The organism is Photorhabdus machadonis, from assembly GCF_052657765.1.
Map to the genome: position 1 here is coordinate 1,614,432 of NZ_CP199761.1, position 16,081 is coordinate 1,630,512.

The 16,081-nt window shown below is 38.3% G+C and carries 14 protein-coding genes and 4 pseudogenes; 10 read left to right on the forward strand and 8 right to left on the reverse strand.

The window, feature by feature from the left end; all coding sequences use genetic code 11:
* Positions 1-58 precede the first annotated feature (58 nt).
* A pseudogene (locus tag ACUN2T_RS08010) lies at positions 59-924 on the reverse strand (fucose-binding lectin II); the annotation flags it as partial.
* Positions 925-2,969: 2,045 nt separating this feature from the next.
* Between ACUN2T_RS08010 and ACUN2T_RS08015 the strand changes: the two are divergent.
* The 10 genes and pseudogenes from ACUN2T_RS08015 to ACUN2T_RS08060 all read left to right on the forward strand — a co-directional run bounded on the left by ACUN2T_RS08015 (position 2,970) and on the right by ACUN2T_RS08060 (position 11,440).
* On the forward strand, positions 2,970-3,389 hold the full coding sequence (locus ACUN2T_RS08015; RefSeq protein ID WP_445497014.1) for a type VI secretion system contractile sheath small subunit: 420 nt from the start codon (positions 2,970-2,972) through the stop codon (positions 3,387-3,389).
* A gap of 87 nt (positions 3,390-3,476) precedes the next feature.
* Complete coding sequence (locus ACUN2T_RS08020; RefSeq protein WP_445497015.1) at positions 3,477-3,902, forward strand: hypothetical protein; 426 nt, start codon at positions 3,477-3,479, stop codon at positions 3,900-3,902.
* A pseudogene (locus tag ACUN2T_RS08025) lies at positions 3,814-4,245 on the forward strand (DUF2345 domain-containing protein); the annotation flags it as partial. The gene ACUN2T_RS08020 and the pseudogene ACUN2T_RS08025, both read left to right, overlap by 89 nt.
* Positions 4,246-4,975: 730 nt before the next feature.
* Positions 4,976-6,064, forward strand: coding sequence for a T6SS immunity protein Tli4 family protein (locus ACUN2T_RS08030; protein ID WP_445497016.1), 1,089 nt, complete (start codon positions 4,976-4,978; stop codon positions 6,062-6,064).
* Positions 6,065-6,609: 545 nt separating this feature from the next.
* Entirely contained in the window at positions 6,610-6,882 is a 273-nt protein-coding gene (locus ACUN2T_RS08035) for a PAAR domain-containing protein (RefSeq protein ID WP_445497017.1), read from the forward strand.
* 869 nt (positions 6,883-7,751) lie between these two features.
* Positions 7,752-7,877 (forward strand): annotated as a pseudogene (locus ACUN2T_RS08040) (type VI secretion system tube protein Hcp); the annotation flags it as partial.
* A 9-nt stretch (positions 7,878-7,886) separates the two neighbouring features.
* Complete coding sequence (locus ACUN2T_RS08045) at positions 7,887-8,648, forward strand: T6SS phospholipase effector Tle1-like catalytic domain-containing protein (RefSeq protein ID WP_445497833.1); 762 nt, start codon at positions 7,887-7,889, stop codon at positions 8,646-8,648.
* Between the two features lie 105 nt (positions 8,649-8,753).
* Positions 8,754-9,740, forward strand: a complete 987-nt coding sequence (locus tag ACUN2T_RS08050) for a T6SS immunity protein Tli4 family protein (protein WP_445497018.1) — start codon at positions 8,754-8,756, stop codon at positions 9,738-9,740.
* Between the two features lie 85 nt (positions 9,741-9,825).
* Positions 9,826-10,101, forward strand: coding sequence for a type VI secretion system baseplate subunit TssG (locus ACUN2T_RS08055; RefSeq protein WP_445497019.1), 276 nt, complete (start codon positions 9,826-9,828; stop codon positions 10,099-10,101).
* A gap of 31 nt (positions 10,102-10,132) precedes the next feature.
* The gene (locus tag ACUN2T_RS08060; protein ID WP_445497020.1) at positions 10,133-11,440 is read left to right on the forward strand and encodes a hypothetical protein; all 1,308 of its coding nucleotides are present in this window, start codon (positions 10,133-10,135) and stop codon (positions 11,438-11,440) included.
* Positions 11,441-11,567: 127 nt separating this feature from the next.
* Here the strand turns inward: ACUN2T_RS08060 and ACUN2T_RS08065 are convergent, their stop codons facing one another.
* The 7 genes and pseudogenes from ACUN2T_RS08065 to ACUN2T_RS08095 all read right to left on the reverse strand — a co-directional run bounded on the left by ACUN2T_RS08065 (position 11,568) and on the right by ACUN2T_RS08095 (position 16,070).
* A complete protein-coding gene (locus ACUN2T_RS08065) occupies positions 11,568-12,242 on the reverse strand; it encodes a LuxR C-terminal-related transcriptional regulator (RefSeq protein ID WP_445497021.1) in 675 nt (224 codons plus the stop codon).
* The gene (locus ACUN2T_RS08070) at positions 12,226-12,417 is read right to left on the reverse strand and encodes a hypothetical protein (protein ID WP_445497022.1); all 192 of its coding nucleotides are present in this window, start codon (positions 12,415-12,417) and stop codon (positions 12,226-12,228) included. The genes ACUN2T_RS08065 and ACUN2T_RS08070 overlap by 17 nt, the downstream gene beginning before the upstream one ends.
* Positions 12,418-13,055: 638 nt before the next feature.
* On the reverse strand, positions 13,056-13,724 hold the full coding sequence (locus tag ACUN2T_RS08075) for a LuxR C-terminal-related transcriptional regulator (protein WP_445497023.1): 669 nt from the start codon (positions 13,722-13,724) through the stop codon (positions 13,056-13,058).
* 24 nt (positions 13,725-13,748) lie between these two features.
* Complete coding sequence (locus tag ACUN2T_RS08080) at positions 13,749-14,435, reverse strand: helix-turn-helix transcriptional regulator (protein ID WP_445497024.1); 687 nt, start codon at positions 14,433-14,435, stop codon at positions 13,749-13,751.
* Positions 14,436-14,554: 119 nt separating this feature from the next.
* Positions 14,555-14,773 (reverse strand): hypothetical protein, encoded by a 219-nt coding sequence (locus ACUN2T_RS08085; RefSeq protein WP_445497025.1) that lies wholly within the window; start codon positions 14,771-14,773, stop codon positions 14,555-14,557.
* Between the two features lie 229 nt (positions 14,774-15,002).
* A pseudogene (locus tag ACUN2T_RS08090) lies at positions 15,003-15,359 on the reverse strand (PAS domain-containing protein); the annotation flags it as partial.
* Between the two features lie 24 nt (positions 15,360-15,383).
* Positions 15,384-16,070 carry a helix-turn-helix transcriptional regulator gene (locus ACUN2T_RS08095; RefSeq protein ID WP_445497026.1) on the reverse strand — a complete coding sequence of 229 codons (687 nt, stop codon included), beginning with the start codon at positions 16,068-16,070 and terminating at the stop codon, positions 15,384-15,386.
* Between the last annotated feature and the right edge of the window lie 11 nt (positions 16,071-16,081).

Below are 16,081 nucleotides of genomic sequence, written 5' to 3' on the forward strand. Positions count from 1 at the left end.
AAAAAGCGACATAACGCCGCTTTTTTGTTTGTAGTGCATTTACCAAATTATTTTTAATTCACACTAGTGGCCAATTCAACATTACCACGCAGTCATTGTAATTATCCGTGGTATCGTTTTCAGCACCGATAGTTGCTATTCCTGGTTTTCCGTCAAGTATGTTATCGAAATAACGGAGTTTGTAGGGTTTGCCATCTCCTGTAATTTCAATACAGACTTTGCCTGTACCTGATGTGTAGGCTTTGGTGGCCGTCAGATTATTTTCTCCTTTACCGGTTAATGTGTCTACCAGGAGATCGTCAATATATACCTTTACCGTTTGCTGAATGTTCGTATTATTATAGGCTATCAAGCCAAACCGAATACTTTGAGGTAATTGGAAATGGTGTGTACCGGTGTCACTGGTACCGCATGTTCCGCCACAGCCTCCATTATTATTGCCACGTTTACTACCTAATAAATCTGTATTAACAGATACCGCTGCTTGAATTTTGTGGAAAGAGACACCAGGCCAACCGGATCGGGTGAGTCGAGGTCCACCATCAATAGCATTCAATTTCGTATTGTATCCAATATAATTACTGTCTTTGAAAAAGTAGATAAACTGGCTGGCAATGCTTTTCCATAAAACAACAGCATCCAAATTCGCGTTGAATGCAGCGTACTTACCGGTAGTTCCCCATCTGGCAGAGATAGTTTTCTTATTAATTTTGTGTGAACTGACAGTGTAATCGATACAATCATATCCTTTAAACAAACAATATCTTGTTTTGTATCGACCCATTCTATAGCTGCATCTATCCCATTTTCAAATTCAGTACCTTTCAATCCAGGCCATCCCTCTACAATGGGTTTTGGTCCATCACTTACTTGTGCTTTCGCTATATCGAATTTAAGATATTGTGACCCTTTAAAAAAATATATGCTAAGAAATGATGGCGATATAAATTTAATGGAATTTAAAGCGCTATTTTATGTTTTTGGTGATGGCATTTAAAAACATATTAATGATATTGCTGGTATAATAAAAAATCGGCATAATGCTGATTTGATTTACTGATGGTTTTTATTTTAGTTTATTGTTAAATAACATTAAAGGTATGAAAAGCAATACTGTTCAATGGGATAAAATAGTATTAAATAATTTTAAACGGATGTATTTAGTTAAATTATTTATTTGCGAGTTTTGTTATTCTTGTTTTTTATGAATGATTATTTAACTGGCTTATAAAAAAGTTTATTCTTCAGTTGAAAACGTTATTAAAGCAGGTCTATTTTAGAAAATAGATTGTCTGATTAACCGTCTAATATTTTTATTTGTCTTTTTCCACGTGGTATAAATAAGATTCCAAAATAGTGCTGCATCTTATACTACTCATAATGCCATGTATAACAATGGGTTAATCAAGGCCATGTGTGGCAGAATTATGAAACGTTATTTATAAGCATTAATAAAGCCAATTCTTTTTCTTATTTTCACTTATGGATTTATGATAGGCAGGTTTTAAACTGTTATTAAAAGCCATTTTTTTAACTTCTGGTTTTAATTTATATAATAAGGTTTTAGCCGTTTTTTACCACTTTTAACGCCTGATTTTTGTTAAGTTTAATCATTATGGTATATTGTGTTTTACATTTAATAAACGTTAATCATACTCGCTTTTTATCTTTATTAACGCTGTTTTACTGGCAATTCTGAGCCGTTTTTACAAGTTATCTTCTTGTCTTTTATCTTCATCAATTAACTCGTAAATAGCCTGATGGTATAACGATACCTTTTTATGTTTTTCGAATAATATCTTTTTTTGCTGATTTATTTCAATTTTCTGTTAATGACAGGGAATAAGCCGTTTTTAGTTACTCTGTCCATTTTCAAAATCTGGTATTAGTGGGCGTTTGTTTTTTCCCTTTAGCTAATTAATCACCGAAAAGAAAATAGCTTACCAATCGCCAAAAAAGGGAAAATAAGTAAAAAGAGAAACTACATAATGTTAAAAAGATGACAAATTTGTAAAGCGATTCTTATCAGTTAGTCGCCAGGAAACTTTGTCCTTCAACGGGTGACGGAAGCTACATTACCCTCCTTAAATATGGAACCATCTATTGACGGAGATGTTGCCCGGTGAAAGATGTATATAATGGCCGGACATCTCTCCCCAAATAAAATTAAGGTAAAGAACCCGCCAATTTGCGCTAATCGTTAAACCGATAAGAAGCATGGAGGGTGTTGCTCTATTTATTAAAAAGCAAGTTATCCTTTACTTATAGAATTCTTTTATTTTCATAATTATTATTACTATTCAGTGCATTGTGAAGATAAATATATCGCTTTATCTGAGCCACAGTATGGTAGATATTTTGTAAAAATATCACTAATAATATCCGTATTAATCCATTGTTTCTGACTATTTCTACCACGCATTATTCTGCATCACAGAATTTATTCTCATTCGCATTAACCTGGCTGATAATTATTTCTTTTTTACTTCTTCTACTAAGTATTTAGCTTATTATGTTGTGAATATAAAAATGACTTTAGCTGTGTGAAATTCTTCATAACCAATTGAAAAACAATAAATTATTAATATATCTCTCATTACCAAATTGCCCCTGTTAATAATAAAACAGAGAAATCCATATCATCTTATGAAAATAAATACAATATGTTTTTTAAAAAATGCCATATCGTTTAGGTTATGTTTATATGTTGTGTGTTTTTTCCATCATAGGTCAGTTTTTGTGACTGATGTTTTTTGTGCAAAAAGTGCTATAGGATAAAAAATGTCTTGATTTTATATAAAACTGTTTAGAAAATCGCCTTTTCCTATGGAATGGCTTGTCTGGTAAATTCATTTATTTATTGGCACAGGCATTGTCGGTTTTCTCTTATTTGTTGCCTGGTTATCTGCCTGCTCTGAAATATCTGAATCCGGTTTTTTGTTTCTAAGATGCGTAATGGCATGACCATCATGCCATTCATTCCATCTTTATTTTTTAAGGAACTACTGGTGATACAGAATTTTCAAAAAGAGTCCCCTAAAGTGCGTATTAATATCAAATTAGATTTACATACGGGTGGTGCGCAGAAAAAAGTTGAGTTGCCGCTGCAATTATTGGAGATGGCTGAATTCAGCCCCGCAGTTAACCTGACGGTTCAAAATACCTTGGCTGAAAATGGCAGCGAAGAAAATATCGCATTCACTTTCCGGCAAATAAACGATTTCGAGCTTGAGCAAGTGGTCCGCCAAATTCCCCAACTGCCGGCTGCGCTATTTACAGCCGGTCGAACGGGCATTGGGCAGGGTGTTCGACCTGTTCTGCTAGCGACCGCAACAGGAGCCCGTTTTTCCACACACGTCGTCAGTGTAGGCGACATGAAAATCACCTGAACTGACCAGGTGTGATGGCGGGCGCCACAGGCCTCGCTATGGAACCCCTAAAACAAACCATGGCCTTATGGGCCTCGGTATACGGCTATGGGCGGCATCGTAGCCGAAGCGACAGCGAAGCAAGTGGGAGAAAATATGAACAACATAACCCCGGCGATCATCTTTGATCACAGCCGTTACAAACTGAAAGTCTGGAAAAATACCGCGCCGCTGGATGTGGTGGCGTTTAGCGGGCTGGAAGGCTTAAGCCGGCCTTTTCGTTACGTTATTGAATTCACCAGCCCGGAGAAAGAGATCAAACCGGCGCAGATGCTGATGCGGGACGCCGTGTTTACCCTGACGTCACCCGCGATTAATCCGGGAATGCCGGGCATGCCGGTGATACCGCCGGCGCCGTTGCGCACAATCTACGGGGTGAGATGTGTTGGCAATGCCGGCAGCAATCAGTCAGTTACAGCAGGCGCAGGCGTTAACCGAAGCATTACGGGGTGCGGCAGAAACCGCCAAAGCTGAATTAGCGGATTTGCAGCAACAGAAAACGTTATTGAGTAACACGTTAACCGAACTGAGAAAATCGGCGCTGTTACTGTCCGCGCCCGAAGGTATCGCGCAGACGACGGCGAAAAGTCTCCAATTTTCTGCGGGGGACAATGTGATGGCCACCAGTGGAAAAAATACCGATTTCAGCGTGCTGAAAAAATTCACGGTAGCGGCGGGTGAAGCGGTCAGTCTGTTTGCGCAGAAACTGGGGATAAAACTGTTTGCCAGTCAAGGTCGGGTAGATATTCAGGCGCAGGGTGATGCGATGGGGCTGGAAGCGCTGAAAGACATCACGGTAAGCAGTCATGAAGGCAAAGATGGCGGTCAATTCACTGCCGTGATGGCACAGTCACCGGGACCACTTCAGTTATTACCCGGTCTGAGATACGGAAAGTGGTGGTTGAAGATTGAGGATGGAAATACACGCTATAGCTTACCGGAGAATGACCCTTATGAAGAAATCTACTTGCAGCGCGATAAATGGTGGGGATTATGCGAAGAGCGTTTAATTAACCCGGAAAATAAGGCTAAAAATCGGGCGGTAATGCAGGCAGATTGGAAAAAATATACTTACCTGTTGTCTTACGTAGTCCGGCCTTTTATTGAAGGATTAAATGGTTATTATCACAGCAATACCTATGCTTTTTATGGTAACAGTACTAAACACCTCTCTTATGGCACTGTCCGCTGGGTAGCACGTAAAGATTATTTTAATCGGAAAGGTAATCCTGAACTGGCATTTAATAGCCCGATATTTGACCCGATGAATGCGGAGCTTTCAGATATGCGCAGTGTCAAATATCCAATAAAACCTGGCAGTGACTATTCTCTAATACAAACTTTTGCTATAGCGGATCCGCAAGAGCCCGGTGATGGTACGGTGCCAGTTGAGGGGGGAAAATTTACTGCCAGTGGTCTGCGTTCAATATTGGGGGCGGAGGTTGATCATGAAGGTGCCTATAATACCGACGATACCCGTTTTTTTACCCTGCGGGCGATTGTTAAAATAGCGCAATCTGTTAAACAAACATCTTTGGCTTATCCTGATGAATAGAAAAAAAGCGCTTGCCATAATAATTGCCAGTTTGCTTGTGCTGGTATTTTACGGGGTGTGGCACTGGTTGCAGCCCTATCCCCCATATACTGTGTTAAACCAGAAGGAAAAATTAGCTGTGGACAAACTATTAGCGAATTTACAAACCCGTTGTATCGGCCGGTATTTGGTTGATTTGCCGGAAAACTATCATGATACGGTGAATGCTTCCCGGGTGAACGATCATTGGGTAGAAACTCAACGGATCTATTTACCTGCCTTTGAACAGCGTATTCAATTACGGGAAGAAGCGTTACGGCAGATGAAGACGTCATATCCCGTTGATATGCCCTATTTAAAAAATATTTACTCTGTCCCTGAAGGGATGAAAGGGATTATTTTTGAACGTATGCAAAATCAAAGTGTCCCGGATGCGGTCAGGGTATTAGAGGCCCATCTATATAGCAATGGCGTGGCGATTAAAGTAGAAATGAAAGCGACAAATGCTTCCGCTGCACGTTATGACAAAGATCGGCAGATTCATCCTGATATTTATAATAATGATGTGCCAGAGAAGCTGGCTGCGTTAAGGTATTTTTTGTCCCGTATACGGGGGCGTGAAGAAACGGAAATTCCGACTACTGCGGGAAGCTGTATTTCCAATGCGTTTATTGCCGATAATAAAAGGGATAAAGAAGATATCGGCGCATTATATAAAACTGGCCCGGATAATTATTTGAATGTGAGAATACAGACGAATAACTATATCCGGGAAAAAGACAGTATGCTGGAGCGTATCGGCCAAATTAAAGCATCCCTGTACCGGGGTGATATTTTTCGTAAAGGCGCGCGAAAAATTAATGGGCTGAATACTGAGGAATTATTGGCGGTGGGATTACAGTCGGATAGTGATGATCCGCGTTATCAGTTTACGTTACTGGCAAATGAGAAAACCGGCGGAAAGAAAACACCAGTCTTTGATTTGACGGTGGTCAATGATGAAGAGACACCGACAGCCTATACCCAGAATGAAATAGTGGCATTCTGGGATGCTATTAGTCAGACCGTTAGAGTCAGACCCGGCGCTTTCGATCCCCGATAACATGCTTTTACATTAAACCCTTTATAGGGATATAAGGGTTAACTTAATCAAGGGGATAAAGACACTAAAATACCAATAGGTATTTTACATTCAGTTGTCAGAATGACTCAGGCGGTGAAAATTGGATAAAAAAGGATTTGCCGATTTTATTAGCGATGGGGGTATTCTCTCTGTGAGAGGTCGGTTTTTTTAATAATGCATTAATGGGTGGCTCAGTGTGATTAAATTTGATTTTTGGGATGTGGTATTAGTCTGTGTTTTTCTTCTTTTCTATTATGCCTAGCCGGTCATAATGATTATTGATGGTTATGTCATTTATCGGGTGGTTCAATGTATTAAGCGAAAGAAATACAAAGTCCTGCTGTTCTTAATTCCTGTTGTGGTGTTATTGAGTGGGCCGCTTATTTATCTTTTAGTTCAGTTTTTGAAGGTATGGGGCCCTTAAGATTAAAGTCAATAATGAGATATCTCGGGATGAAATATTATCTCCTGAATATCTGATGGTTTATTTAGGGTTATTTCGATAATCAATAGAGGATATCAAAATGTCTGGTATTGTTTGTTTAGGTGATGCCACTGATCGAGGTGGAAAAGTGATCACCGCTTCTTCAACAATGTATTTCGACGGTAAACAGGCTGCTTTGGTAGGGGATCTTATTCATTGTCCGCTAGAGGGGCACGGTATTAATCCGATTATTGAGGGGGATAATACCGTTCAGGAAAATGGTCGTGCTGTAGTGGTGCATTATTGTCGCTGCCAGTGTGGGTGTCATGTATTGAGTTCAATGCCTCATAACCAGGTTGAGTCATCGTCATGAGCTGGCCTATTCCTGTGATCCCTCGTCTTCGTGTCATCTTATCGCAGACTGAGGGGCAGATACTTCCTCATTAGTGAGGATTAATGACGGGTTTGCTGACCATTATCACCGGAAAATCATGAAAATATTAAATGGGTTTCTGCTGCTCACCGGGATGATATATATCGTAATAATATTCCTGTCTAATAAGTCGTGCTTTGTTTTTGCGAGAAGGATTAGGCTTGACTGGTGATGGTAAGAATATTGTCGTCTGTTTTGGGTATCCGTGAAGGTATTCTCATTCGCATATTATGAATGAGAATCATTATTTTTTATCTGTTTAGGCTGCGGGATGTAAAGTGAGGTTGTCTGTTTTTTTTATTGTAATGCATTGATTTTAATTAAAATAAATAATTTAATTATGGATTAACTGCGCTGTTGTATTAAAACTGGGAGTCTTGCTATTTTGTTATGATAAATAAATTCTTTTTATGTAAATAAATGTAATTTTATTTATATTTTATTAAAGTATTGTATTTATTGTCTTGTTTTTACAGGTTTTATATTCATTTGACCTTTGACTTATTGTGCTTTTTGATAAAAAAGACTTGATTTATATATGCACCCATTAAGAGAATGAGATTATTCCTTAACAGTCCATGCTGTTAAGGAATAATCATCATGGATGGAGCAGGAATAGCCTGATTAATTATTTATACCCCGGTTAACTTCCGGTTGGGAAATACCTGATCTGATTTATTGTTTTCCGGATTTATTCTGACTGACTCCCGGATCTTTATTCGGCTTGAGCTCCGTTCGGCCCTGAATGCCATTGCCTGCCAGTGATTGCAGAGGGTGCCGGACTCTTTATCAACAACAGGAGTAATATTATGGCGATCTCCGCGTATTTATGGCTGAAAGATGATGGCGGTGCCGACATCAAAGGCTCTGTCGATGTTCAGGGCCGGGAAAGCAGCATCGAAATTGTTGCGCTGGAACTTGATCACAGTTGCTACAAACTGAACGTGTGGCGTAAGATTGCATGCTTTTTATCCTGCTATCAGGTCAAAGTCACTACTTCCTGTGACGCCTACGGTAGCCCTAACCACCCGATCAATATTGCCCGTTTTTTCCAGACGACGATTGGGGCGGGTTATGCCGGTGGTGCGTCGGGTAAACCGTTGCGGGAAGCGGCAGCGGAATTTAGCTGTGACTACCGGGGAGACCGGCGTGAGATACACAGTGTGAAGCAATTTGTTGTCGATAACATTCTGGGCAACATCCTTTATCTGCTGAACAGTGATGATGAGGACAAGGAATATCAGCAGATGAAAGCGGCGGGAGAGGCGTTGGTCAAACAGTTTTTCCTGACGGCTCCGGTGGGAAAAACGGGTCAACCAGAATCACCGGCGTCATTACTGGTGGCCCTGCATGACAATCAGGTACATGATTCCCGCGCCTGGTTTATGTACTCTACGCTGGATACGCGTGAACCGGAAGGCGGTTATTTCCGTTACCGGGTGATTTACTTCGGCAAAATGTGTAATAAACCCCTGTCGCTTTTGACGGTGGGCGGCAATGTGGTCGGGGCTGAGTCACCGGTTGGTAGTGCTTTGTTTATCTTCAAACGGAAAAAAGCTGGCAACATGGTGGCGGATGCCATCGACGAAGTTCACTTCACTCCGCTGGATGTGAGCGCCCACAATTTATCTACCCGAGAACTGATTCCCCTGTTACCAGACGCGGCGCAAATGCGGAATGCGTTGATATGGCGTGGGATTGAATAAGAAATACCTTACTTATTTTACTGGCTATCGTGGTTATTTATATCTTGTGGTAGTGATATTTCCCTGCCCTTTATTACCCTTTGTTAATCCAAAAAGGAAAAGAAAATGAAAACTGAAATATTAGCAAATATGCAAACCCGTTGTGTTGGGCGTTATCTGATTGATATTCCCCTAGCATTTGAAAACATCACCAATACTGGGATATTAATGGATGATGTAAGAATAGAAACCAAGCGTTTGCATTTATCCGCATTTGAACAGCGGATAGAATTAAGGGAGCAGAAATTAAGGGTGACCAGAACTGATGATCCGAAAGATCTGCCCTTTTTAAAAAAGGCTCATCATCTCCAGGGGAACTTATACGGTGTTATTTTTGACAGAAATAACAATGTCAGTGAACCCGGCTTTACCCGAGTATTAGAAGCCCATTTATATGATAATGGTGTGGCTTTTATCATAGAGATGAAATTTACAGAAATCTCAGATGATAAGTACAGTTATTCAAGAGAGATTTATATAAAATCTGGGATGGGCGAAAGCCAATATAAAATGCTTTCTCAAACTCTGGATAAAATGCAAAGGCTTCTTCCCAGAATCAGTGGCAGAAAGGATAGAGAAATCCCAACAGTGGCAGGAATCTGTATCCCTGACGGTTTTATTGCCAGTCATGATAATGATGATGAGAAAGTGAATATGACTTTTGTCTATCAGGGAAATGAGGATGATCATTTCACATTCGGTATTGAAATAATTAATGACCTTAAAGAAGGCACTCTGCTTGAACGTATTGATGAAGTTGAAAGGGATTGGTTCGTTAATTGTGGCAGGGTAATAAGAAAGGGGGAAAGAGAAATAAACGGCATTCATGGAGAGGAGTTATTAGCCGTAGGCCTGCAACCTTTTGATAGTCATCCTCGGTATCGATTTGATTTTATTATCAATGAGATGGAGATGTATGAAGAAAAAGTCTGTGTGGGTATTATGTTAATGAATGACCAGTTACCTTCAACACCATATACCGAAGATGAACTGATTATGTTTTGGGATGCAATAACGAAAACCTTTCGTAAAAGACGGGACGCTTTCGGATAGCGATATGTTTGGCATTATTTTTTAGGTGGTGCGGCTAATGAGTAAGAAAAAGCATTCTCGTTAATTTAACGAACGATTAAGAAAGGTGATATCAGGCTACGGCTATTTTTTCTCTGATGATTTTATCTCCTTTCTTCTTATTTATTCTGAACCCGTAACGGTATTTTTTAATCACCGGATATTCGCTCAGTTTTACCAAATCTGGCGTAAATACGCCTACTCGGTGACGTTTGCCTCCGGGGGAAGCGACAGGATATCTCAGTGCACGGTAACCGATAGCACGTTATCCGTCATGTACTCCCTTTTTCATCGGCAGGTAAAAACATTGCGGTTGGATCTTACGCTATTTCTTATCAATTAACTTAATGAACTATAAGGAATTTATTTTTATTATGAATAATCTTGTAACTAAAGCTTTGTCGTTGCCTGACTGGTATCCACAAGCTTTCTCTCATTTGGGGGCAGAAGAGTATGCCATTGTGTGCCAAATCTGGCAGCGCGAACCTGTGTTGCGTAAACTGGCTGCTGAACTTGATAAATATCATCCACCGAAGAAAATGCGTTACATTCCCAGTGGCTGTCATGAAGTCAGGTTTATGAGACTGATGGAGTCTACACATCCGGAGTACTATTGCCGCCTCTGTCAGCATCACCACTCTTACTATTCCGGTACACCATTTCATCAACTTGATAATAGTCAGCATGTCCGTTTATACGCGGTTCTGGTAACGCTCTGGGGCTGTTGGCATATTGAAGAGGCGATGTGGATAAGTGGTTGTTATTATAAAAAATCTTGGGGGCGCTATTGCCAGCGGTTGACGCCGGTTCTGATGCTGATTGGCAAACGTGCGGTAACACCGTATCCCCGTTATTTGCTGGGTTTCATGCCAGGCCAGCAAGGATTACATTGCCCGGTATGCCAGTCATCACAGTTAAGCTACGCTGAGGAGATGCCTGCGGGCAACCCAATGGTTCACTGTGACGCGTGCCGGCATCAGTTTGTGATCTATCCGGAAGTCCCCAAGGGTATTGATCCGTTTGCAGAGCGAACGCCGAATGATGAGGTGCCGGTGCCTGATTGGTTCCAGCAGTTATTTGCGCATACTACGCAAGCGCAATACCAGCATTTAAGGTCTGTCTGGCAAAGAGAGCCGATCCTGCGGGCGCTGGTTGATCGTCTGGATGAACAGAACCCATCTCTGGGGGAAGTCTATGAATGTCCTTGGTGTGGGAATCGGCGTTTGACAACCTACGTTAGGGGGCATCAGCATGATGAATATTATTGCCGGGCTTGCGATAAGACATTTTCTGCCAGTGCCGGCTCGATATTTTATCGGTTGCAGGAGAAATATTACTATCGCCTGTATTCCGTGTTGGTTATGTTGTGGACACAGTGGCGGCCTACGCAAGCCTTGGCAATAGGTAAGCTCCGAAAACTGGAGGTATTTAACTACTATCGTAAACGGCTACAGCCGCTGTTTGATGAACTGGGCGATCAGCCTATTACACCGTATCCCCGGTATATGTCAGGATTTAAGCCTGGGAAGCAGGGGGTTTGCTGCATTCATTGCCAGTCTTCAAATTTGGATATTGTGGGGGTAGTCACCACCCCGAATAATCCGAATATTCGTTGTCTGGATTGTGGCAGTAAGTTTAGATTGCATGTCTGGCGCTGGCAGTTTTTACCCGATACACCCTAATATTCCATTTAATCCCTTTTGTCAGAAAGAAATCGATATGTTGTCTTAACGGTAGCCTTATTAATTAAGGCTGCCGCTGTTATTATGGGTAATTGAAAATTACGTTAATAGTTTGATAATCCGATATTTAAGTTAATAAAAATTTTTCTGGTATATAATGATGAAAATTATTCGCCAGACAGTATTCTTCTAATTGTTTGCTGGAATTAATACCTATCTTGCTATATATTTTATCCATATATATTCCAACAGTATGATGAGTAATATTTAATCTCTGTCCAATTTGTTTTCTGGTGTATTTTTGTAAAAAGAAGAAAATAATATCCCACTCATGTTGAGTAAAAAGATCCGTTGGTGGTTGGAGTATAATGGATGAGGGTAAATTTTTATGATATTGATGTAATTGGGTTAATGAATACTCTTTTGCTTTCCATGCATGGAAAAGGATCCCGACACATTCGTTTTCATCATTATATAGTGGGTGTTTTTCGCAAAAATAAGATGATAGAAATTTATCTTTCCCATACTGATGTGTTTCAAGTGAACATACTCTTTGTCCTTTGGTTATTACATTTTTATCATGACTCATGAATTCCTTGGCAAACTCAGCACCATTCCAGGGGATTTCAGCGTCAAAAAATCCTTCATAATCAAATGAATCTGAAAGATTTTGAATATGCTTAAATGCCAGGTTGCCATAAGTCCAGCATGAATGTTGATCTTTGATTCCCCAGGGTTCATTACTTTGCTGTGTTGTATTAATGATTTGAGGCGAGACAATTAGCTTACTGGTTTTGTTCATGATTAAGTCCTATAATATCGAAATCTTCAGGAAGGTTGAGTGGTTGATAAAAAGCAGGATTGGCGTAAATAAATCTTGATTGTAGATCTTTGGCTCCCCAAAGTTTATCACTTTTCTCCCACGTTTGAGTTAATTTTGATATGATATTACTGGGTTTTTTTCTTATAATTGACATAGTTACTCATGAATCTTTATTTAAATTATTATCTGAAATTTTTGTTTGTTGATTATGCTTCAAGTGAAACGTCCTATAATAGAATATAATAACTTTCTCGTCAAAAACTGTGTGTTTATTAATTGGTTTTTAACTACTTAATGATGTGATTTTAAATTGAAATTAATATAACTATAAATATTGTTTAGACGGGAATTATTTTGATTTTTTATTGAATAAATATTTTTTGGCTGTTGTTGTGCTCTCTGCTGTATCTGATATATTTTAACAAGAAAGTGTAAGTTATCAACGGTAAATAAGTGTAGATTATACCTAGAATTATCAGCATCCTCGTTATTGTCAATTGATGAATGATCATTTTCCCTAATGCTTAATGGCTGTTTTACTAAACTATTTGCTTTACTCTTTTCTGTAATAAAGAGCAGGTTTGGACAGTGTTTTGAGAAAAATGATAATTTTTAAATATACTTTTAATGTGGAGAGAAGGGTGAGTGAAGCGAATCACCCCTCATATGCTACGTGTATTTTCCTGTATGCTGCCCGTGTTTACTCTTCATTATAATCACGGGCTGCAACAATTACGTCTACTTGGGTAGGTTCTAAGTTTTATTGTCAAGAATCATTTGATAATACAATTTCTAGGATAATAAAAATCTCTCTGGTACATAATGATGGAAGTTATTCATCAGACAATATTCTTCTAATTGTTGACTGGAATTAATACCTATCTTGCTATATATTTTAGCCATATATGCTTCAACAGCATGATGAGCAATATTCAATCTCTGTCCAATCTGTTTTTTGGTGTATTTTTGTAAAAAGAAAAAAATGATATCCCATTCCTGTTGAGTAAAAATATCTGTCGGTGGTTGGAGTATAATGGATGAGGGTAAATTTTTATGATATTGATGTAATTGGGTTAATGAATACTCTTTGGCTTTCCAGCAATGGTATATAACGCCTATACAATTTCCATCTTCATGATAAAAAAGTGATTTTTCACAAAAATAAGATGATAGAGTCTTTTCTTCTCCAAATATATGTGTCTCAATTGAACATATTCTTTGCTCTTTTGCCATGACGTTTTTATCTTGAACAATAAATTCTTCTGAAAATTCAGCTCCATCCCAAGGAAGCTCATGATCATAAAGGCCCTCATAATCAAATGATTCTTTAAAATTGTGAATAAACTTTTTTGTTGCTGAATTCCCATAAATAAAATTTGAAGAACTATCTTTTACTCCCCACGGTTCGTTGCTTATTTCCAGTGTATTGATAATTTGAGGTGATATTGTATAGTTCTTCATAAATACTCCGTGATAATTTGAAATTTAAATAAACATTTTGCTTTCTGGCTGTACGAATCTTTCTGGCACATAGAGATCATAATCATTAAAGCGACAATATTCCTCCAATTGATGGCAGGAATTAATGCCAATTTTTTTATATATCCGAGCCATATGGGTTTCAACCGTGCGATAGGAGATATTCAATATTCGGCCCATTTGTTTACTGGTATACTTTTGTAATGAGAGGAAAATAATATCCCATTCTCGTTGAGTAAACAAATCAGTTGGTGGTTGGAATAGAATAGATGCTGGGAGTTTACCGTGATATAAACGGGTCAATGAATAATCTTGAGCTTTCCATAAGTGATATATAATCCCAATGCAATCACCATTTTCATGATATAGAGGTGATTTTTCACAGAAATAAGATGATAATGTTTTTATTTCACCAAAAATATGTGTTTCTAGAGAAACATATGATTTTTCTTCTTTCATTACCTTTTGGTTATGATGAATATATTCCTTTGCAAATTCAGCGCCATCCCAAGGGAGTTCATCATTATAAAACCTCTCAAAATCAAATGAGTCTGAGAAATTTTTGAGAGATTTTAATGCCTGATTACCATAAATAAAGCATGAATTTTGATCTTTGATTCCCCAGGGATCATTGCTTTTCTGTATTGTGTTAATGATTTGAGATGAGATAATTAGCTTATTGGATTTGCTCATGATTAAGTCCTATAATATCGAAATCTTCAGGAAGATTGAGTAGCAGGGCAACCGCGTGAACGTTTTATAAATACAATTAGCATAAAAATAACCCAATAATGGGTTAAGTTTAAATCAAATTAACACGTGCCGTTATCAGAATAGCTTGAATACCATTCGCTTTGTTTTTTATTTGAGCATTCATGCGGTTGCCTTGGGTTGAGTAGTTGATAAAAAGCAGGATTGGCATAAATAAATCTTGATTGCAGATCTTTGGCTCCCCAAAGTTTATCACTTTTCTCCCACGTTTGAGTTAATTGTAGTGTGATATTGCTGGGTTTTTTTCTTATTTTTAACATATCAACTCCTAAATATTTATTTAAATCACTACTTGAAATTTTTGTTTACCGATTACACTTTAAGTGAACTGATCTATAATAACTTTTTGTCAAAAATCATATATTTATTAATTTATTTTTTACTATTTTATGATGCGATTTTAAATGGATGGAAATATAACTATATATTATCTTGTGCGGAATTATTTTAATGATGTGTTGCCGAAATAGCTCGAAGCTACTGCTATACATGGAAAAGGATTCCGATACATTCGCTTTCATCATTATATAATGGAGATTTTTCTTGAAAATAGGATGATAGAATTTTATCTTTCCCATATATATGTGTTTCAAGTGAACATATTCTTTCTTCTTTTGCCATCACAGTTTTATCATGATTTATGAACTCTTTTGAAAATTCAGCTCCATTCCAAGGAGTTTCATTGTCATAAAAACCTTCATAATCAAATGAATCTGAAAGGTTTTGAAGGCGTTTAAATGCCGTATTACCATGAATAAAGCATGAAGAACTATCTTTTATTCCCCACGGTTCATTGCTTATTTCCATTGTATTGATAATTTGAGGTGATATCGTATAGTTCTTCATAAAAACTCTGTGATAATTTGAAATTTAAACAAACATTCTGCTTTCTGGATGTACAAATCTTTCTGGCACATAAAGATCATAATCATTAAAGCGGCAATAATCTTCCAATTGATAACAGGAGTTAACGCCAATCTTTTTGTATATCCGTGCAATATGGGTTTCAACAGTGCGATAGGATATATCTAATAGCCGTCCCATTTGTTTACTGGTATACTTTTGCAAGGAGAGGAAGATAACATCCCATTCCCGTTGAGTAAACAAATCAGTCGGTGGTTGGAACAAAATAGTTGCTGGGAGTTTACCATGATATAAACGGGTTAATGAGAAATCTTGGGCTTTCCATGTATGGAAAAGGACTCCGACACATTCGCTTTCATCATTATATAATGGAAATTTTTCTTGGAAATAAGAGGATAGAATTTTTTCTTTCCCGAAGATATGTGTTTCAAGTGAACATATCCTTGCTTCTTTTGTCATTACAGTTTTATCGTGGGTAATGAATTCTTTTGCAAATCCAGCTCCATCCCAAGGAATGTCATCGTCAAAAAGCCCCTCGTAATCAAATGAATCTGAAAGATTTTGAAGATGTCTAAATGCCATATTGCCATAAATAAAGCATGAATCTTTATCTTTTATCCCCCAAGGATCATTACTTTGCTGCATGGTATTAATGATTTGAGGTGAAATAATTAGCTTATTGGTTTTACTCATGACTAAATCCT

What these genes read in the sequence shown, in the direction of transcription:
- ACUN2T_RS08080 (WP_445497024.1), bottom strand. Translation starts at nt 14,435, where the DNA reads ATGAGCAAATCCAATAAGCTAATTATCTCATCTCAAATCATTAACACA.
- ACUN2T_RS08035 (WP_445497017.1), top strand. Translation starts at nt 6,610, where the DNA reads ATGTCTGGTATTGTTTGTTTAGGTGATGCCACTGATCGAGGTGGAAAA.
- ACUN2T_RS08070 (WP_445497022.1), bottom strand. Translation starts at nt 12,417, where the DNA reads ATGTCAATTATAAGAAAAAAACCCAGTAATATCATATCAAAATTAACT.
- ACUN2T_RS08075 (WP_445497023.1), bottom strand. Translation starts at nt 13,724, where the DNA reads ATGAAGAACTATACAATATCACCTCAAATTATCAATACACTGGAAATA.
- ACUN2T_RS08050 (WP_445497018.1), top strand. Translation starts at nt 8,754, where the DNA reads ATGAAAACTGAAATATTAGCAAATATGCAAACCCGTTGTGTTGGGCGT.
- ACUN2T_RS08085 (WP_445497025.1), bottom strand. Translation starts at nt 14,773, where the DNA reads ATGTTAAAAATAAGAAAAAAACCCAGCAATATCACACTACAATTAACT.
- ACUN2T_RS08030 (WP_445497016.1), top strand. Translation starts at nt 4,976, where the DNA reads ATGAATAGAAAAAAAGCGCTTGCCATAATAATTGCCAGTTTGCTTGTG.
- ACUN2T_RS08060 (WP_445497020.1), top strand. Translation starts at nt 10,133, where the DNA reads ATGAATAATCTTGTAACTAAAGCTTTGTCGTTGCCTGACTGGTATCCA.
- ACUN2T_RS08065 (WP_445497021.1), bottom strand. Translation starts at nt 12,242, where the DNA reads ATGAACAAAACCAGTAAGCTAATTGTCTCGCCTCAAATCATTAATACA.
- ACUN2T_RS08095 (WP_445497026.1), bottom strand. Translation starts at nt 16,070, where the DNA reads ATGAGTAAAACCAATAAGCTAATTATTTCACCTCAAATCATTAATACC.
- ACUN2T_RS08020 (WP_445497015.1), top strand. Translation starts at nt 3,477, where the DNA reads ATGGGCGGCATCGTAGCCGAAGCGACAGCGAAGCAAGTGGGAGAAAAT.
- ACUN2T_RS08015 (WP_445497014.1), top strand. Translation starts at nt 2,970, where the DNA reads ATGCCATTCATTCCATCTTTATTTTTTAAGGAACTACTGGTGATACAG.